Genomic DNA, 18901 nt, shown 5'->3' with positions numbered 1-18901 from the left:
TGGTAGGCATGACAGATTTCAGCCGGGAGGGGCGGCTCTTCAGGGTCAGCGGGTTCAACCCCTCGCACCGGCAGCTCTTCCTCACCAGTGAAGCCACACTGGTGGACCGGACCACGACGAGGGTCGAGGTGTACTTCGGCCACGTCACGCTGATGTTCCTCAAGCCCCTCTACAGGAATGGGCTCTACGTCCGGGCGGCGAACGAGGCCGAGTTCGGCGTGCTGAGCGAACGGCACGGCATTCCGGAGGAGGACGCCCCCTACACGTGGATGCTTGAGCGAGACGGCGAGAGCTTCGTCCGCAGCGGCAAGCCGTCCTGGCGGGAGGCGGATTACGAGGCCATGGGTGAAAGGCAGTCGTTGTACGACCCGAGTCAGCCCTGGCCGCCGGACTTCCCGGCGGAATGGGGGCAGATCGGCTGACCGTCCGCCGGCCGAGCCGCCGATAAGCGGGGGGAACGTTTGACATCGGGAAGGCCACCGCCCGAGACTTCCGGATCGAAAACGTTCCCGCCGGAATCAGACACAACAGCTCCTGATCTCGGCCGACAAACCCCGTAGAAAGCAATGGGGTGGGTGACCCGGCGGGTCACCCACCCCATTTCCTCGCCTCTTGGCGAAATGACAGCGGGTAGTGATGTTCGGAGCGTATGCGACGTTGACCGCAATTCGCGGATGTGCGGGCTTTCAGGCTGTCGGTGCCGATGACGACATGAGTCCCGTCAGCCCGGCTGTCACGCGATCCGGTCGAGCTGCGCCTGGATGAAGCTCTTCGAGATCGCGGCCTTCTTCGCGTCGAGCATGTTCACGCCGTAGAAGGCGGCGACGACACCGTCTCTGCGCACGACCGTGTAGGTCATCGGCACCTTCTGCTTGCCGATGTCACCGGTGACCCGGTAGTCGACGCTCTCGTCGCCGAGATCGGTCGCGGGAAGCTTCTCGACCTTGCCGTACGTGAGGCCCAGCGTCTTGAATCCCTTGGGGCACGCGGTGATCGCGGCGCGGAGGTCCTTCATGACCTGGGTGGCGTTCTTCTCGGAGTGCGAGGAGAGCCACATCGAGCCCACCGTGGCATTGGTCGCCTCGACCGGCTGGAGGGATCGGTGCGTCTCGCTGACGGCAGGGATGTGCGTGAATCCGCCGATGAGGCTGGCAAGGGGCTGGCACGCCTTCTTGTCCGCCTTCATCCCGCGCCCGGCCTCGACCTCCGCCTTGGCCACCTTCTTGGCGTTGATCCCCTTGGTCGTTCCCGTGAGAGTCACCTTTTCGAGGTGCTTGGTGTCGAGGGCCCCGACCCGCTTCGCCTCTGCCGCTTCTTTCTCTTCGGCGCTCTGCTTGCTCTTCGCGCTCGGCGTGCCCTTCTTGGCGTCGGACCCGTCCGCATCGCTGCTGCACGCGGATATCACCAGGAGGGCCGGAAGTACGGCGACGGCCGGCAGGATCCTTCGCAATCTCATTTTGTTCCTGACATTTTCACGGAGTAACGCATTGGAGAAACGATCTTACCGAGGGATAAGCCGAGTTCCAGTCACGTTTTGACTACGCCGCGGGGCTTCGCCCGGCTCCCGCTCGACGGCCGGGTTCCGTAATCCCGGACCGGACGTCGACCGGTGCGGCGCTCGCCACCGCCGCCGTGGCGCCACGGCCCGGGTCCTCCCATTCCAGCAGGGGGAGACCGGCGCCGCCCGCCTTCAGCAGGGCCTCGCGGCGTACCCAGGCCCGGAGCAGTCCGGGGCCGGGATCCTGTGAGGTGACCGCCGCTTCAGCAGCGGCCTCGGGCAGCATCCGGCGCAGCACCGCGATCGGGCCGGGCCGGCGGGTGGAGGGCTCCACGTCGATGCCCACGGCTCCGGGACCGGCCGCCGCCGCGACCAGGCCGTCGGCATGGCTCATGCTGACGCCGGTGCGGGGGCTGTCCCGGAGCGAGGGGCGGCCGTGCTCGTACCGCCCGCACTCGGGGCAGAACTGGACGAGCTCGTGGGCGTCCGGGGCGCGGCCGGTGAAGTGCGATACGCACAGGCGCAGCAGGAGGCGCGCCGCCAGTACGTCGTCGCGGCGGGCCGGCACCCGTATCCGGTTCAGGCGTCGGTGCTCCCAGGGGGCGAGCAGGTCCGCGTCCAGCTCCGGGTGGGCCAGCACCTCCGCCGTGGTGGCCACCGCGGCCACCACGCGGTCGCGGCGGGGCGGGAGATCGGTGCTCAACCGAGGTCGCTCAGCCGGACACCGGCCCGGAGGCCGCGGAGGGGACGGGCGGGGTCAGGAAGGTTCGCTGGATACGGTCGAGGGTCCGGAAGTCGTCGATGGTGACTTCCTGGAGGTCGATGCTGTTGCCGGAGAGCTCCTCCAGCAGGTCGATGAACTCCAGGAAGTCCATGGAGTCGATGAGGCGCGCCTCGATCAGGTCCTCGTCCGGGGCGACGGTGCCGGTGAGGCCGGGGTTCTTCTCGTGGAGCCAGGCGGTGATGCTGTCCATGGTGGGGAACCGTTCCTTTTCGTACGGGTGTTGTCGGAGCCGAAGCGGCTGGGGCCGACGGGGCGGGCCGGCCGGAGGGCGCTCAGTCGCGGGCGCGGCGGAGCCGGTCGAGGGCCCGCTCGGGGGTTCCGTGGGCGAGGACCATCGCGTGGACCCAGCGCTCGACGCCGAAGGCGACGCAGGAGCTGTACACGGGATCCGGGGAGCCCGCGCGGATACCCAGCCGCTCTCCGAAGAAGTTGCGGTGCCGGTTGACCGAGGCGATGGCGGTGCCGTCCGGGGCGCTGAACTCGTGCTTCACCGGGTCCAGCATCATCAGCCGGGCACGGGATCCGCCCTTGTCGTAGAACGGGTCGTCGGCCGCGGCGCGGGTCAGCTCCAGGCCGAGCAGCGCGGCGGCTTCGCGGATGAACTCCGCTCCCCGGTCCAGGTGTTCGGACGCCCCGTCCTGGGTGCCGAGGTACAGCACCTCACGCATGTGGAAGCCCCAGAGCCGCCGCAGCCCGTCGTAGTGGGTCTCGTTGCGGTAGCAGCGGCCGGTCGCCGAGAGCCTCAGGCCGTCGGCGCCGATGTCCTGCCCCTCCAGTGAGAGCAGCAGTCCGTAGCAGGTGGCGGAGGGCAGGAGGTGGCCGGTCGGCTCCAGCGGCAGGCCGCCCGGCTGCTGCCCGCCGGCCAGTCCGTCGAAGGCGTCCGGCGCGAAACGTCCGGCGGCGACGCCGAGGTGGGGGAAGTTGCGGAAGTAGTCGAGCCGGGACAGCCCTTCGGCGGAGAGCAGCGGCGGACCCACCACCTCCGGGGCCGAGAGCCGGGCCGCCAGACCCGTCAGCAGGGAGTCGAGACCGTGCAGCAGTGCGGTGTGGACCGGGTCCAGCGGGACCAGTCCGGGTCCCGGGCTCTTCAGGGTGATACCCGGCGGCGTCGTGGTGTCGGATGTGCTCATTGCAGACCGCTCCCTCTGAGCGTGGCGAAGCGCCGAGGAGCTGGTCCATCGGCAGTGCGGAACGTCCCGGTCCGCTGGTCAGGGCGGACTGAAGTCCTGCGGGAAGGTGGCAATTTCGCCGGAACGCACGGGGTGCGCCAGGCAGACGCCCCATCAGGGGCTGTGCCACGTAGGGACCTTAGGACGGGTCCCCGTAATTTGTCTAGACCAAAGTAGATGAAACCCCTTGCCTCACTGGCGCGTTGCCCCCGGCGGCGAAACCCTCCCGTATGCCCGTTCCGGCGCGTCGCTTGACAGAGGTAATGGTCTGGACCACTGTGCTGATCGCGGGATCTCCACCGATCCGCCGGAGCGAGCGCCCCGATCCTGCCCTTCGCACGACCTCCGCGCGCTCTTTCTCCGGCGCCTGCCGACCGGACCACGGGCCACCGTCAGAACGCCCAAGTCCCCCTGCCCAGAAGGTCAGAGTGATACCCAACACCTCGCAAGGCCCCCGCCGCCCCCGGCTGCACCGGGCGGCGTCCGACCGCCCCTACTTCAGCGCCGACGGCGAGTCCTACCTCGCCCAGACCACCCTGCGGGAGCTCAGCAAGTCGCGGCCGCTGCGGGTGCTGTCCGAGGAGGACTTCGCCCACTGGCAGACCTATGGCTACGTCATCGTCCGCGAGGCGGTGCCCGCGCAGACGGCCCGTCAACTGCTCAATTTCACCTGGGACTTCCAAGGTCTCGACCCGGACCGGCCGGACAGCTGGTACGAGGACCGCCCGTTCCGTTCGCAACTGGACCGCCAGCTGCACGTCTACGGCTTCGTCGAGGCCTACCACCACCAGTTGCTCTGGAACAACCGCCAGGCCCAGCGGGTGTACGACGCCTTCGTCGACGTGTGGGACTGCGAGGAGCTGTGGGTCACCCTGGACCGGCTCAACCTCAACCCGCCCAACGTCGGGAACCGGGACCGCGCCCTCATCGACGCCACGGACCGGGGCTTCGACATCGAGCTGCACTGGGACATCGACACCACGCTGGGCGTCCCGCCGCAGCGGGTGCAGGGCATCATCGCGCTCAACGACACCAGCCCGGAGACGGGCGGCTTCCAGTGCAACCCGGAGCTGTTCCGGCGGTTCGAGGAGTGGAAGACCGGCAGCCCCCCGGACCGGGACCCGATCCGCCCTTCGGTGGACCGCTCAGAGTTCCCGGTCGTACGACCCGACCTGCACCCCGGCGATCTGCTGATCTGGAACGGCCTGCTCGCCCACGGGGTGGCGCGCAACACCTCGCGCGACGGGGTCAGGGCGGTCCAGTACCTGTCCATGATGCCCGCGCTGGAGGAGCACGAGAGGCTGCGGCACTCACGCGTGGAGTCCTGGCGGCACCTGCGCACTCCGCGCTGGAACCGCACCCTCGTCGGCGATCTCACCCGGCACGAGTCCAAGCGCTACCCCACCGCCACGCTCGACGGGCTCGGCAGCCGGCTGCTGGGCCTCACCTCGTGGAGCGACGGGGACCAGGAGCCGCCCGCCGGCGGACGGAGCGAGGAGCCGTCGTGCGCCGCGTCTGCCTGACCCTGCCGACCAACCGGCCCTGCGCCGAGACCATCGCCGCGGTCGCCGCGGAGGCGGCCCACGGCGCCCGGCACTTCGGTGTCGAGGTGCACCTGCTGATCCTGGACTCGTCCGGCCCCCGGGCGCTCACCGCACACCGGGCGGCGGTCTCCGGGCTGCCCCGGGAACCCGGCGTGGTCGTCCACCACCTCGACGAGGACCGGCAGCGGGCCTTCCTGCGGGAGGTCGCCACCGAATCAGGCATCGCCGACGCGGACCGGGTGCTCGGCCTGATGCTGCCGGAGCGCGTGTCGTACGGCGCCTGCACCAACCGGGCCTTCCTGATCGCGGAAGCGCTCGGCTGCGAATCGGTGCACCGCCGGGATTCGGACAGCCGGTACCAGAGCCTGGACGGCGAGCCGGTCTTCCCCCTCCACCAGGAACTGACCTTCCTGGGGCGGCGGGCCGCCGATGTGGCGGACCTGGTGTCCCGCAGCCGGCTCGACCCGGCCTGCGTCGAGCGGCCGGTGGCCATGGTCGGGGGCTCCTTCATCGGCGAGATGTCCGTGGACGTCGAGGAGATCCGCCGGCTCGACCCCGCCGTCCACCACGACCTGGTCGGACTGTCGGTGCCCGAGGGATATCCGGAGATCTGGCGGCGGAACCTGATCGAGGAGTCCTTCCGCGGCGCCGGCACGACCCCGTTCGCCGCCGACCTCACGACCCTCACCGGAGTCGCCCCGACCCGTGTGGACATGTGCAACATCGGCTTCGGCAGCCAGGTCTACGGGACGGTTCCGCTGCCGCCCGCCACCGACACCATCGGCAGCGACTACTTCCTGATCCACCTGGTCCACGACGCCCGGCTCCCCGGCGTGCTGCACAACCGCCACATAGTCAACTTCCACACCGGTGAACGCCGTACCGGTGCCGGTTTCGTCGCCTACCAGGTGCGGCTGGCGAAGTTCCTGCTGTCGACGCCGTACTTCAACGCCGTGTACGCGGCGGCGGCAGCGGCCGGCGACACCCTGCTGGACCCGGCGGGCCGGGTCCGTTCCCGCGCCGTCGCCGCACTGGTCCGGGACAGCACACGGTTCGACCCGGCGGACAACGCCGAACGGCTGGACGTCATCGAGCGCTCCTACCGTGCGCTCGGCGGCCGGTACACGGCGGTCGCGGAAGCCCTCGCCGAGCGCCGCGGGCGCCTCCTCGACGAGGCCGGGGCGGACATGGAGGACTTCGCGCTGCTGATCGACGCCTGGGAACCCCTGGTACGGGCCGCCGGACGCGCCGGACTCGGCAACACCACGGACACCGCCACCGCGAGCGGGGGGCCTCGGCCGGGGCGGGAACGTACGGTCACCGTCGCCTACACGGGCGGCGAGGAACGCCGGGGCCCCGTCACGATGGGGCAGGCCAACATGATCCGCTGCATCCTGCGGGACGAGCCCCTGCACATCAACAACCACGACGTCTGGCCGGTACCCGCGGGCACCGCCACGGAACAGGTGCTCGACGCACTGCGCGCACTGGTCGTACGCCACGAAGCGCTGCGCACCACCTTCCCCGAGCCGGCCACCAACGCGTCCCGCACCCAAGTGGTCGCCGCGGAAGGGAATTTCACCGTACGCCTGCTGGACCACGACGAGTTCGGCGCCGATCCCGCGCACTACGCAGAGACAGTGGCCCGCCGGGCCCGTGCCGGGCGATTCCGGCTGGACCGTGACTTCCCCCTCCGCATCGCCCTGCTCAGCCTGCGCGGAGCACCGGCCTTCGTCGCCCTGTCCTCCAGCCACGCGGTGACGGACGGCAGCGCCCTCGCCGTACTGCACGAGGAGTGGCTCGCCCTGCTGGGCGGCGCCGGACTGCCGCCGGTCACGGCGCTCACCCCGCTCGATCTCGCCGCCGAAGAGGCGACACCGGCGGGGCTGCGCAGGTCGGAGGCGTCGCTGCGGTATTGGAAGCAGATCATCGGCACCGGGCCGCAGGAGATGTTCGCCGAACCGAGGGCCGCCCGCACCGACGGGCAGCAGCCGCAGCTCACCCTGCGCTCGCTGCGCGGCGCCCGCGCACTCGCCCAGGCGGCCAAGCGCACCGGCAGCCCCTCCCCCACCGTGCTGCTGACGGCCTGGTGCACGCTCGTCGCGCACCGCGCGGGTCAGTCCACCTGCGTCGCCGCCGCACCACTGTCCAACCGGTCCCGGCCGGGGCTCGCCCGCTCGGTGAACACCCTGTCCCAGGACGCGCTCCTCTCCCTCGACGTACGAGGCCCGTCCTTCGACGCCGTGCTGCGCAAAGCGTGGGGGGCGGCGCTCGGCGCCTACCGCCACAGCCAGTTCGACTCGGTACGCCTGTGGGAGGCGATCGACGAGACCACCTTCGAGCGGGGCAGCCACTTCGCCCGTGACGTGGTCTTCAACGACGTGAGCGGACTCACCGACGCCCGCGAATCCGCCCAGGGCCGGCACACCCGGCTCACCGGCCACGCGCCGGATGCCGAACAGGATGTTGAACTCGACCTCGAATGGGGCCCGTTACAGGTGCTCCCGACCCGCCTGCTGTGCTTCGCCTACCGGACGCGGCCGCTGCTCCACCTCGGGATGTGGGCAGACCCCGCGCTGTTCACCCGGGAGGAGGCGGAGACCTTCCTCACCGGTCTGGTGAAGCTGCTGGAGGTTGTCGCGTACGAGGACGTACCGCTGGCCTCACTGACGGAGGCCACCGGAGTCCGGCCGGCCGAGCGCGGAGGCGACTGGCTGCGGGTGGACGGTTGCTGGACCTCACCGGCCGCGGTGGCGGACGCGCTGAGCGGCGCGCTGGGCGGCCTGCCCGTACACGTCGCGACGGACGACGGCTCCGCACCCGCGCCGGGCGGGGAGCACATGACGGCCTTCATCGCGTCGGGCGGCGCGCCGCTCACTCCGGACGGGGCCCACACCGCGCTGATGGAAACGATCTCCGGGCCCGGCCCCTCGGGACTTCTGGCGCCCGTGCGGTACGTCATCGTTCACGATCCGCCGGCCGCTCAGGGCGACAGCTCCGCGTGGCTGCGGCAGCGGATCCTCATGGAAGGGAACGGCCGTCCCCGGCCGACGCGAGATGACCACTGACGATGTGCTGGACCGGCCGGAGTCACCGGATTCCGCTCCGCTCCCCAGCCCCTGGAAGTCGGGTTCCTTCCGGCTGTTCTTCACCGCCCGCAGCGCTTCGCTGCTCGCCGACGGCATGCTGATGGTCTCGCTGACCACGGCCGTGCTGGGGGCCGGATACGGCGCCGGCGGTGTGGGCTACGCGCTGGCCGCGTGGATGGCACCGATCGCCCTGCTCGTGCTGTTCGGCGGCGTACTCGCGGACCGGTTCACCCCGCAGGTGATGATGGTCGGCGCCGACCTGGTGCGGATGCTGGCCATGCTCACGCTCGCGGCACTGCTCCTCACCACCGAGGTGCGCCTGTGGCAGATCATGGCCCTGATGGCGCTCAGCGGCGCCGCGACCGCAATGTTCCAGCCCGGTGTCGCCAGCATGATTCCGCAGATCGCGCCGGACATCCAGCGCGCCAACGCGCTGCTGCGGATATCGGAGGCGATGAGCGCGCTGATCGGCCCCGGCCTGGCCGGACTGCTCGTCGGCTACTGGCAGGTGGCGGGCTCCTACTTCGTGATCGCGGCGGCCTACGGGCTCAGCGCGCTGGTCCTCGTACCGCTGCGCAGGCTCAGCGTCGTACGGGAGGAGGGCGACGATCCGGTGCTGCACCGCCTGAAGGCGGGCTGGCAGGAGTTCCGTTCCCGCTCCTGGCTGTGGGGCGTCATCGTCGTCTGGGCGATCTACGGCCTGTTCGTCTTCGGCCCGGCCCTGCCGCTGGGCGCCGCCCTGCTCACCGAACAGCACGGGGCGGACGGCTACGGCTGGATCGCCTCCGCCGACGGCGCCGGAACGATCGTCGGCGGTCTGCTCGGCATGCGGGTACGGCCCACCCGCCCGCTCGTCGCGGGTGCCTGCGCGATGTTCTGCTTCGCCCTCAACCCACTGGCCCCGGCGCTGGGCTGGTCCTTTACGGTCACCATGCTCACCGGGATCCTGGCCGGCTGCGGCTTCGCCTTCTGGGGGGTCATGTGGGCGACCAGTGTGCAGTCCCACATCCCGCTCACCGTGCTGAGCCGGGTGTACGCGTACGACGTCGCCGGGTCCATCATGGCCATCCCGCTGGGCAGGGCCCTGGCCGGCCCGGCGTCCGAGGCCTTCGGCGCGGACCGCGTGCTGCTGTTCTCCTCGGCCGTCTCCGTGGTGTGCCTCGCCGTCATGCTGAGCGTGCCCGCCATCCGCGGACTGGGCCGGGGCCCGGGGAAGACCGACGCCCCGGAACCGCCGATCACCGCGGAGGAGATCCCGACGGCCGGGCCCGCCGCGCCTGCCTGAGAGCCGGTCCTGCCTGCGGGGCCCGGTCCTGCCTGGGGGCCGGTCCTACCGCGCCGGCAGGAAGGCCATCGGCGGTGCCGGGGTGAAGCTGCCGGTGACATCTCCGACGAGTCCGCCTTCGAGCCCGGTGTCGCCGGCCAGATCGAGCTTCAGCGCGGGCGCACCGTCCGAGAGATCGAGTTCGGACATACGGACCCAGACGATGTTGGGCCGTGACGTCGACTCATAGACGTAGATGCCGTCGGTCAGGTCCACGAGCGTGCGCCAAATGGTCTGCGAGGCGTAGGGCTTGTCGGGGTCGGCCACCCGGAAGGGCTGGGCGGCGTTACGCATCACGCTCAGCAGTGACGCGACGGCCTCCGTGGTGCCGGCGGGCTGCGGGAGCCTGGACAAGTAGTACGCCGCGCGTGCGAAGCGGTCCGAGGGGTCGGTCCCGCCCGGCAGCGGCTCGGCTCCGCCCAGGCCCTCGATCGTGCGCAGGCGAGCAAGCTGCTCCTGGAACGGAGGCGAGTTGGTGACCACCGTGTAGGACCGGTCATGATGCACCCGCGGCGTCCCGTCCAGGTACTCGACGACCGCCGAGTCGCCCGACCGGTCCTCCAGCGCCATGTGCAGGGTCACCGCCTTCCCGCTCGACGGGTCGGTCTGCGCGACGATTTGCAACCGGGAGCTCTCGATCCAGGCGACGGCTTCGGCGACGGTCGCGAAGTTGTCGAGTACGTACTGCATCCAGACCGCCACGCTCAACGCCGGCCGGCTCTCGTCCCGCTCGCCGTAGTCGGACTCAGGGAGGAACAGTTGGTGCGCCGCAAGACCGGCTTCGTTCACCCCGTCGACGGTCATCAGATCATGTGCGCCGGCGACCACACTGCCGTATACGGAGGCCCAGGTCAGCGTCCCGTCGAGGCCGTCCTCACGGGTCATGCCGCGTGGAAACGCCCAGAGGTTCGTCGCCATCTCCTCCATCCAGTCCATGTTCCGCCCGGCAAGAACCGCGCCACCGGCGTCAGCCCAGAGTGCTCGCGTACACATACGTTCCCGCTTTCCGCCCGTCAGAGATCCGAACCGACCCGTAGTGGGCAGAGGCAATGATCGTCTCTCGTGCGAGGCCGAGCATGGCGACACACTCATGCGGGGCCCACTGGGCGATTGCCGGTAATTGGGTCGCAGGGCGCGGAGGGCGTCTGGATACTGCCTCGGTGACCACTACCGCGCAGTCCCAACCGCTTCGGCCCCGCGCCCTGAAGCCCGGAGACCTCGTCGTGATCGCGTCGCTCTCCGGACCGCTGCACGCGGCGTACGAACCCGACCTGGAGGAGGCTGTGGTCGTACTGGAACGGATGGGATTCCGGGTGCGGCGGGCACCGCTGCTCGAAGCGGGGCGGCGCCATTGGTGGAGTGCGGCGACACCGGCGGAGATCGCCAGGGAGTTCAACGCGCTTCTGGGTGATCCCGAGGTACGCGCCATCGTCGCGCATGACGGCGGTCAGACGGCCTTCGGCTACCTCGACCTGATCGACGTCGCGGCGATCAGCTCCGACCCCAAGCCGATCCTCGGCTACAGCGACATCTCGCTGCTGCATCTGGTGCTCTACGCACAGACGGGCCTGGTGGGGTTCCACGCAGACCTGGCCACACCCGGACTCGGCGGACACTGGCAGACCGCGCCCGCCGCACGCCGGGCGGAACTCGAAAGGCTCTACACGACGCTGCTGACCAGCACGGCTCCGATCGGCCCACTGCCACCCGCCCCGTCCTGGGAGTGCTGGCGCCCGGGTCGCGCCGAAGGCCACCTGATCGGCGGGCTCCTCAACCGCATCGCACTGAACCAGGCGACGCGATACGCGCTGCCGCTCGAACGGTTCGACGGAGCGGTGCTGTTCTGGGAGGAGTTGGACGGCCTCGCCTCACACGTGTGGAGCTACCTCCAGGTCCTGCGGCACGCCGGCATCCTCGACCGCGTCTCCGGCATGGTCGTGGGCATCCCGACCGCGATCGAGGGCCCCGGCTCGCCCGACGGCTCCCCAACCCTGCGAGAGATCGTCCTCGACGCCCTGGGAAACCGCGACATCCCGGTCCTGGGCAACGTCGAGTTCGGACACGCCGGCCCGAACCTCCCGATGCCCGTCGGCACCCGCGTCGCCCTCGACGCACAGCGGCGGACCTTGTCGCTGCTCGAACCGGCGGTGCGTTGACGGGGTCGCGAGCGGGCAATCAGGGGCACCGTGCTCAGGTCGCCTGTGGGCCATCAATTGATGGGGCCTGAGCGAGTGCCCGGAAGATACTTTCGAGGTCTTACGCCGTTGCCGCGCAGAATTCCTGATCTCTCTCCCGAATCACGTCCATCGCTTCGTTGAAGTTTGGCCGCCCGGACCGGCTTCTTGAATGAGACGCGTAGGCACAATCGTCCAGTTCCTGACCAACCTAAACGTCCACTCAACTTGCTCGGGCGCTTCCCGCACAAAGGATGGCGCTCCACCGGCGACCTGAACCACACGACATGACCAAACCGGCCCAGCACCTTCCTAGGCTGACTTGTCGAGCCTCATCTGACGCGTTCTCACCCCGGCGGCGGGTATCAGATCCTGGCAGCAGTCGGCACTCACCGGCAGGCGGCAACTCCCTGGACAAAGAGAGCCAAAACAGGCTCCCATCAACCCAGGCTGACGCTCCACACATCTCCATGCCCCAGCCATTCATCACGTTTCTCATTGTCATTATTTACCAGGACAGAGACCTTCGACTCAGATGCGCGATACTCCAGGAAGTCACCTTGATCGATAACTTCAAGAGCGGGCCGATCAGGCCGCTTCGAAAACTCGGCAAGTAGTTCCTCCCACGCGAGATAGCGGGGAAACTCGTCGCGCATGACGTCGCGCCAACGAAGCGCCAAGTCTGCACGAACAGCAAGCCTGTGCAGCTCGATGGCACCCCCGGAAACAGTCCATTCTTGACCGGAACTAAAATAAAATTCGATGAAACCGTAGTCACGTCTCATTGAATCGCCGCCCGCATCGACTACATCCACGAAAGCCGAGTCAATTTCCCTCTGGACGTCCCCGAGCGTGGAGCCAATTCCAACACCATACAGCCGCCCAGTTGCAACAAACAAGGCAATCAGCTCAGTAGCGCTCACAGCTAACCCTCCAGTTTCTCGATGAGCGCTTTCATTTCGCCTGCCCAATTCACTTTGCCTCCCCGGTTGCGATCAACTATATGCCCCCGAGGAGACTCGGCCTTCACGAGAAGAGTGATGTTTCCGTGAGCGACACCTCCGGAAATACCCTCAGCCTGAGCTCCCCCGCGGTATCTCTGGTTTCGAAGTCCACAACGAGTTGAGTCTCACCGTCCCCTTCCTGCACGCGGAGCAGAACAGCCCCTTCTCTGAACAGGCTCACCATGACCGCGCCGGACCGCGTACACCAGCGCACAGCCACCGACTGGCCGACCGCGTCGTACGAAAATTTCAAGTCTTCGCCCGTTACACCGACTAGATCTATCGTCCTCCGAGTCTCGCCAGTGACCTCTGGCTCGACGCCCAGTGCATTGACGATTTCTTGGGGGTCAGGTGTGACAAATTCGGATGGCACGAAACTTCCTCCTGGTTCGCTTGTTCGATTCAAACGGCACGCGCTCAACGGGTCTCTCAGCTGCGAAATATTACCGTCGATAACCTGTATCCACCATCAGGCATAATCTGCCAAGTACTTTCCACTCCGAGCATTCCATGCGGTCCATATAGGACAGATTTCGTTTTACCAAAATTCCCCCATTCATTGGTGAAATGCTCCGAAAATCCATTTCCGGTCGCCTCCTTCAAGTGTTCGGTCACGAATTGACGAGAGGCTGGAGTGTCATGCAATCCTATACTTTTGAGTTGATTAGCATTTTGTATCGCCCTCGGTGTGTTGTGGGGATCCGGCTTCACATCCTTATTGAACAGGTAATCCAATTTCCTCGGGTTGACTTCCGGGCAGGGGGCAAGACCAAAAGGATCTGACTCTGTATGAGGATTCTTGACGTAGGTACCCGAGTTGGGTGAGGGGGCGATCCCCAGAGGGTCGACAGAGAGGTATCGGGCGGTTTCCGGGTCGTAATGGCGGTAGAAATTGTAGTGGAGTCCGGATTCCGGATCGAAGTACTGACCGGGGAAGCGAAGCGGTGTGTAGGCGATGCTAGTGGTGGACCAGGTGGTGGTGCCCCACAAGGTGCTGCGGGTATGCCAGGCCAGACTGCCCGACTCGTCGATCAGTTCGGTCGGGGTGCCGATGAGGTCGGTGACTACGGCGAAAAAACGCTCGTCAACGGTGTCTTGCAGAGCGCTGCCGGAGAGGATGCGTTCCGTCTGAGTAAGGGGACGGAGACCGTCGTGATCCCAGGTGACCGCAACTGGGTTGGCCATAGCTCCGGCGAAGGATATTTGTTCGCACAGAGTGGTTCCGTCCCAGGTGAATGAGATTTCCTCCGCCACGGCGTCGCCTTGGGCTTGCAGGCGTTGCTTGGCCACGCGGCGCCCGAGAGGGTCGTAGAGATAGCGCCAGCGGGCCCCGTCAGGAGTCGTGACCGAAGTAAGCCGGTCCTCGGGGTCCCAGGTGTAGCGCCAGGTTTCCGGTGCTCGGGAGAGGCGCGTCTTCTGACGGAGCACGACTCGGCCCTGGGCGTCGTGCTCGTAGCGGATGCGACCGGCGCGCGTGAGCCGTGTTCCTGTGTAGGTACGTTCGCCCGTGGCCTCGTGACCGGGGTGACCTACAGGCCACGCTGCCTGCATCTGGTTGCCTGCTTGGTCGTAAGCGTAGGTCTCGGTCCAATGCGCACCGTCAACCGCGGTTACCCGGCCGATGGCGTCCAACTCTAGGTGGCGAGAACCGGAAACGCTGTCGTGGATGCCGATGATGTTGCCGTCTGCGCGGTATGTATAGGCGCGGTGCTTCAGCCTCTTTCCCTGGGTCCATACCTGCTCACTGGCGAGCCGGCCCACCCTGTCGAATTCATGTGTGAGGCTGATCGACTCTCCGACGTGCCGGGCACTCTCCTGTCCGGCGGCGTTCCGTGTGAACACAACGGTTCGGCCGGAGCTGCTCAGGCTGCTGCATCGCCCGGCAGCGTCGTAGTCCAAGGTCCTTGTTACGCCAGATGGGGTCTTTCGAGAAATCCGTCGCCCCAAGGTGTCGTAACCGTAAGCCAATGTGCGTCCGTTTACGGTCTCGGACCTGAGCCTCCCGTGCCGGTCGTGCAGGCGAGTGAGGACCGCGTCAGGGCCGACAGCACAGGTTAGCTGGTCAAAGTTGTCGTATTCGAACGTGGTGACCACGCCGTCCGCATGCTTGCGCAGCAGTAGTCCGATTTCGTTGCGCTCGTACCGAATTATCTGGCCGAGCCCATTGGTGCGAGCAGCCAGGCGTCCTGCCTCGTCGTGACCATATGCGAGTGTGCGGCCGTCGAAATCAGTCTCCGCCGTGAGACGACCGCTGGGATCGTAGGCGTAAGTCCATTTCAATCCGCGTGGGTTACTTACCTCGGTCAGTCGCAGATTGGTGTCGTGGATGAACTCGTAGCGAGATCCGTCCGGCCCCGTGCGTGCTGCAAGGAGGTCGAAGTCGGCGTACTCGAAACGGCTGACCGTGCCCATGGCATTGCTATGGGACAGGCAATTGCCTTCGCCGTCATGCGTCCAGGATTCCTCGCTGCCGTCCGGCTCGGTACGCCGGGCCGGACGGCCTTCGACTGTCCACTGATATCGGCTGGTTATGCCGAGGGCATCGGTGACAGTAACTGGTCGGCCGAAGGCATCCCGCGCGTAGCACGTCGTCGCGCCTAGTGGGTCGGTAATCTCGATGGGCAGACCAGTCCTGTCGTACCGTGCCTCGGAGCGATGCCCGAGGGCATCCGTCACAGATATGACGTTCCCAGCCTCATCGTACGAATAGGTCGTTGTCGAGCCAGAGGCATCGGTGACCGAAGTGCGGTTGCCGCGTTCGTCGTAGGTCTGTCGAGTGACCGTCCCGTCTGCGGTCTGGACGCGCACCGGGAGGCCGAGGTCGTTGTATTCGGCGGTCAGCTCTCGTCCGTCCGGGCGGATCACCGAGGTGAGGTGGTCGTGCTCGTCGTACGTGGAGCGGCTGACGTGGCCCAGCGGGTCCGTGACGGACAGCAGGCGGTGGAACCGGTCGTACTCGAAGCGGGTGACCGCTCCCAGGGGGTTGATCTCGGCTATGACCTGGGAGCGGTTGTTGATCACGTATCGCGTGGTGTGGCCGAGGCCGTTCGTCATGGAGGTCATGCGCAGGCCGGTGGCGGGGTCGGTGTCGTCCCAGGTGAAGTGGGCTTCGAGGTATCCGTTGGTGCCGGCCTGGTACACACAGCGGTCGTGCTCGTCGTAGACGTACTCGTAACGGCTGCCGTTGGTATCGGTCCACGCGGTGATGCGGCCAAACTCGTCGCAGTCGAAGCGCAGCGGGCGGCCGCAGGAGTTGGTGGTCTCGGTGAGGTGGCCGTTGGTGTAGCCGTAGCGGAGGATCTCCTGGTCGGTGCCGTCCGGGGCGGCGCCCGCCAAGTGCAGTGCGGTGACTCTGCCTTCGTGCGTGGTGAGTTTCAGGTGGTAGCCGCCGTGGTGCACGATCGATGTCGGAGCGCCGCCTTCGTCGTACTCGAAGGCGATCCATCGGCCGTTGCGGTCGTCGACCTGAGCCAGAAGCGCGAGCTCGCCGTTGGGGTGGTCTGCGAAGAATCGCACCTGGCCGGTTTCCGGGTCGGTGACGGTGTAGCCGTCGTCGACCCGGTCCAGGGGCCAACGCCGGCCGTGCGTCGGCATGACGGGAACGCCGGGCGCGGGATGCGGGTAGGCCAGCAGGCTGCCGTCCTCGCCGCTGAAGACCACGCCTTCCGCGTCGATCTCCAGACGCTGGTCAACCGTGCTCGACCAGCCGGACCCGAACCAGTTTCCGGCCCGGTAGGAGGAGTCGAAGACCCGCTCGAAGGTGAGGGGAAGCGAACCGGGCAGCACGACGTCCGTCTGCGGGAGCAGCATGCGGCCCGTCGCGACATCGATGGGGTCCCCGGCACATTTGACTTCCCTGCACGGGTTGGCGTTGGAGTCGGGATTCCTCTCGTGGCCTTGTCGGCTCTTTCCCTTCCGGCGTTCGAGGAGGTCCTTCATACCGGCCCGCAGGCCGCCCTTGAGGAAGCCGCCGCCCTTGGTACCGAAGAGTTCGGGTACGAGTCTGCCGAGGAATTCAGAAGGGTCGCCCTTGGCCGCGGACCAGGTGTTCTGCAGCGCCCGGTCGGGGTTGGCGGCGGTGGACGCGAGACCGGCGAGCGTCATGTTGACGCCCTTGTAGTACTCGGCCGGGTGGGTCAGGTTGTACGGGTCCTGCGGATTGACCGACCGGACGAAGTTCACCAGGCCCGCGGTGCCCTTGATGACGCCGCCGCCGAAGTGGGCCAGCTCGACGCCCTGGCCGAGGTCGTAGTCGATGAGCTCCTGCTTGGCGCGGTCCAGGCCTGTGGGCGTCTTCGGAGCATGCGCCATCGCCGCGGTGATCGCTGCCTTGGCCGTTTCGGCAGCCTCGTTGCGGGTCCGCCGCGCGTCGTCCAGGATCTCCTGGGCATGACGGCGCTTCCCCACGCCCGGATCGGTGAACTTTCCCGGATGCGGGAGCGGATGGTCGGTGTTGCGGACCGCGTTATACGCCTCCGCCTTCTCCTTGAACGCGGCAGCCGCGGTCTCGTAGTCCTGCTTGCTCTCCTTGTAGAGGGCGATCGCCTCGGTGGCCTTGGCCTGCGCACTTGTGACCGTCCCGGCGTACGTCTCCAGCGCCGCGGCCGCGTCCTCGCACGCGTCCGCCGCACGTAACCAGTCCGTGGGCAGCGTCTCGAACTTCACCCGGAAGGCATCGGCGGCCGCACCTTTCCAGTGACCGGAGTCGAGCCGCTTCATCCCGCCGCCGACAAGCTCGAACGCCCGCGAGAAGTCGCGGAGGTTCGTCACCGTCGCACTGATCTTCTCCGGCCGGCCATGGATCAGCTCGTCCGCTTCCTCGCTCTGCCCGAGCTGCTGCTCCCCGATCTCCGCCCCGAGCGAGGACGCGGTCTCGTCCCCCCAGTCCTCAACCGCGTCCGCCCACTCGTGCGCACCGACCTTCTCCAGGCCCGAGCCGACAATGTCGGTGCCCTCGTCGATGACCTCACCGGCGACCTGCTTGCCCTTGTCGACCAGCTTGCCCGCACCGTCGAAGAGGGCTCCGCCGAGCTTCCCCCAGTCCGCCATCAGCGGTTCTCTCCCCACCGTGGCTTCTCGGCCTGATCGATCGTCTCCTGCGACGGATCAAGCCGCTCCCGCAGCTTCGCGTCCGCGGCCTCCCGCACATCCGGGTCCACGATCCCGGACCGCTCCATCGAGTCGAGCAGGGAATCCTGCACGTCGTAGGTCGTGTCCTTCCAGGTCTGCTTCACCTCTTCATGTGCCTCCAGCATCGATTCCCCGCTCCAGTCCGGGTTGTCGTACGCGGTCTGGGTGCTGACCGTGTCCCAGCTCAGCTCCTTGACCTCGTCCTCGGACAGGTGCGGATTCCCGTTCACGGAGTTCACGCCGATCTTGACCGAGTCCTTGACGTACCGCTCCTGCTCGGCGAAGGAACCCGCCGACAGCCCCACCCCCAGCGCGAAGCCGTTGCCCTTCTGCGTGAGCGCCCGTACCCCCCACTCCCAGCGGTCGCAGAACGTCCCGAACTCGGACGTGAGCGCACCATGCCCCAACTCCAGCCCCGACAGGGCGAGATCGGAGAATCCCCGGCCCGTCGACGCCTGACCGATCGTGCCGAGGTCCTTCAACTCCGCATGCGCGAGGTCGATCCCCTTCGCGATCTCCGCCAACGCCTCCGGCGGCACCCGAAGCTCCGCACCGTCCCCGCTCATCGCAGCCCCCCGAGATCGATCGCGACCGCGTCCGGCACAATCCCCGCCACCGGGGGAAAGAGCATCCCGCCGTCCTCGCTGCCCGCATCCAGAGCCACCCCCGCAGGCCCCGGCAACAACGGCACCATCACGTCCAGCAACCGCGCACCCAACACCGCCCGGTAGGCCCACTCCCGCCCGGCCTCCCCACGCACCCGCGCGAACCGGGCCAACGCCGCCTCGTCCGAGAACGCGCAGATCCAGCGGACCCCGCCCTGCTCCGCCGACCACAGATCCCCGGCCTCATCCAGCGGCACCAGCACCGCCGTACGCCGGAACTCACCCAGCAACACAGCAAACTCGCGCCTCGCCACCGCCACCGGATCACCGGCCGCCGTCATGGCACCGCCCCTGTCCGGTACCTCACCCGGCGCGGGAACCCCTTCGCCAGCAGGCCGGCCGGTCAATCCCCCCGCGCCGGCCGTCTTCGAACGCCGGGCAGACGCATACGCCAGATCATCCCCGATATCGAACATACATTGCACACTGTCACGGCACGCTTTCCGAGAGCAACGACGAAAAGCAGTCAGCCATATTCCGGCCCCGGCAGCGGAATGGGGGACGCGATGAGTCATGGATC

General features: G+C 67.7%; 15 protein-coding genes and 1 pseudogene. 6 read left to right on the top strand and 10 right to left on the bottom strand.

Going from position 1 to position 18901, the window contains the following annotated elements; translation table 11 throughout:
• Positions 1-8: 8 nt before the first annotated feature.
• Positions 9-422 (top strand): hypothetical protein, encoded by a 414-nt coding sequence (locus ACFVQ0_RS13255; RefSeq protein WP_390087357.1) that lies wholly within the window; start codon positions 9-11, stop codon positions 420-422.
• A 311-nt stretch (positions 423-733) separates the two neighbouring features.
• Here the strand turns inward: ACFVQ0_RS13255 and ACFVQ0_RS13250 are convergent, their stop codons facing one another.
• From ACFVQ0_RS13250 to ACFVQ0_RS13235, 4 genes are all read right to left on the bottom strand, one after another.
• Positions 734-1456 carry a hypothetical protein gene (locus tag ACFVQ0_RS13250; protein WP_390087356.1) on the bottom strand — a complete coding sequence of 241 codons (723 nt, stop codon included), beginning with the start codon at positions 1454-1456 and terminating at the stop codon, positions 734-736.
• Positions 1457-1538: 82 nt separating this feature from the next.
• Positions 1539-2201, bottom strand: coding sequence for a 4'-phosphopantetheinyl transferase superfamily protein (locus ACFVQ0_RS13245; protein ID WP_390087354.1), 663 nt, complete (start codon positions 2199-2201; stop codon positions 1539-1541).
• A 10-nt stretch (positions 2202-2211) separates the two neighbouring features.
• Positions 2212-2472: an acyl carrier protein gene (locus ACFVQ0_RS13240; RefSeq protein WP_328865385.1), complete on the bottom strand. Its 261-nt coding sequence runs from the start codon at positions 2470-2472 to the stop codon at positions 2212-2214.
• A gap of 82 nt (positions 2473-2554) precedes the next feature.
• Entirely contained in the window at positions 2555-3412 is an 858-nt protein-coding gene (locus ACFVQ0_RS13235) for a hypothetical protein (protein ID WP_390087352.1), read from the bottom strand.
• A 467-nt stretch (positions 3413-3879) separates the two neighbouring features.
• Here ACFVQ0_RS13235 and ACFVQ0_RS13230 point away from each other — a divergent pair, with 467 nt between their 5' ends.
• From ACFVQ0_RS13230 to ACFVQ0_RS13215, 4 genes and pseudogenes are all read left to right on the top strand, one after another.
• On the top strand, positions 3880-4974 hold the full coding sequence (locus tag ACFVQ0_RS13230) for a phytanoyl-CoA dioxygenase family protein (RefSeq protein ID WP_390087350.1): 1095 nt from the start codon (positions 3880-3882) through the stop codon (positions 4972-4974).
• Positions 4956-6248: pseudogene (locus tag ACFVQ0_RS13225) on the top strand (DUF6271 family protein); the annotation flags it as partial. The gene ACFVQ0_RS13230 and the pseudogene ACFVQ0_RS13225, both read left to right, overlap by 19 nt.
• Positions 6222-8063, top strand: a complete 1842-nt coding sequence (locus ACFVQ0_RS13220; RefSeq protein ID WP_390087810.1) for a condensation domain-containing protein — start codon at positions 6222-6224, stop codon at positions 8061-8063. The pseudogene ACFVQ0_RS13225 and the gene ACFVQ0_RS13220, both read left to right, overlap by 27 nt.
• On the top strand, positions 8053-9369 hold the full coding sequence (locus ACFVQ0_RS13215) for an MFS transporter (protein WP_390087349.1): 1317 nt from the start codon (positions 8053-8055) through the stop codon (positions 9367-9369). The genes ACFVQ0_RS13220 and ACFVQ0_RS13215 overlap by 11 nt, the downstream gene beginning before the upstream one ends.
• 45 nt (positions 9370-9414) lie before the next feature.
• Here ACFVQ0_RS13215 and ACFVQ0_RS13210 read toward each other — a convergent pair whose 3' ends face one another.
• Positions 9415-10401, bottom strand: coding sequence for a linear amide C-N hydrolase (locus ACFVQ0_RS13210; RefSeq protein ID WP_390087347.1), 987 nt, complete (start codon positions 10399-10401; stop codon positions 9415-9417).
• A gap of 167 nt (positions 10402-10568) precedes the next feature.
• Between ACFVQ0_RS13210 and ACFVQ0_RS13205 the strand changes: the two genes are divergently transcribed.
• Positions 10569-11564, top strand: coding sequence for an LD-carboxypeptidase (locus tag ACFVQ0_RS13205; protein ID WP_390087345.1), 996 nt, complete (start codon positions 10569-10571; stop codon positions 11562-11564).
• A 458-nt stretch (positions 11565-12022) separates the two neighbouring features.
• On the opposite strand, the gene ACFVQ0_RS13200 is transcribed toward ACFVQ0_RS13205, so the two are convergent.
• The 5 genes from ACFVQ0_RS13200 to ACFVQ0_RS13180 form a co-directional block, all read right to left on the bottom strand.
• A complete protein-coding gene (locus tag ACFVQ0_RS13200) occupies positions 12023-12505 on the bottom strand; it encodes a hypothetical protein (protein WP_390087344.1) in 483 nt (160 codons plus the stop codon).
• A gap of 103 nt (positions 12506-12608) precedes the next feature.
• Positions 12609-12959, bottom strand: a complete 351-nt coding sequence (locus tag ACFVQ0_RS13195) for a hypothetical protein (RefSeq protein WP_390087342.1) — start codon at positions 12957-12959, stop codon at positions 12609-12611.
• A gap of 56 nt (positions 12960-13015) precedes the next feature.
• A complete protein-coding gene (locus tag ACFVQ0_RS13190; RefSeq protein WP_390087340.1) occupies positions 13016-17635 on the bottom strand; it encodes a putative T7SS-secreted protein in 4620 nt (1539 codons plus the stop codon).
• Positions 17635-18282: a hypothetical protein gene (locus tag ACFVQ0_RS13185; protein ID WP_390087338.1), complete on the bottom strand. Its 648-nt coding sequence runs from the start codon at positions 18280-18282 to the stop codon at positions 17635-17637. The genes ACFVQ0_RS13190 and ACFVQ0_RS13185 overlap by 1 nt, the downstream gene beginning before the upstream one ends.
• Complete coding sequence (locus ACFVQ0_RS13180; RefSeq protein ID WP_390087336.1) at positions 18279-18797, bottom strand: SseB family protein; 519 nt, start codon at positions 18795-18797, stop codon at positions 18279-18281. The genes ACFVQ0_RS13185 and ACFVQ0_RS13180 overlap by 4 nt, the downstream gene beginning before the upstream one ends.
• Positions 18798-18901: the final 104 nt, after the last annotated feature.

The sequence above is a fragment of the Streptomyces sp. NPDC057900 genome, from assembly GCF_042887885.1.
Taxonomy (GTDB): Bacteria; Actinomycetota; Actinomycetes; order Streptomycetales; family Streptomycetaceae; genus Streptomyces.
This window is presented reverse-complemented; position numbering and strand designations above follow the sequence as displayed.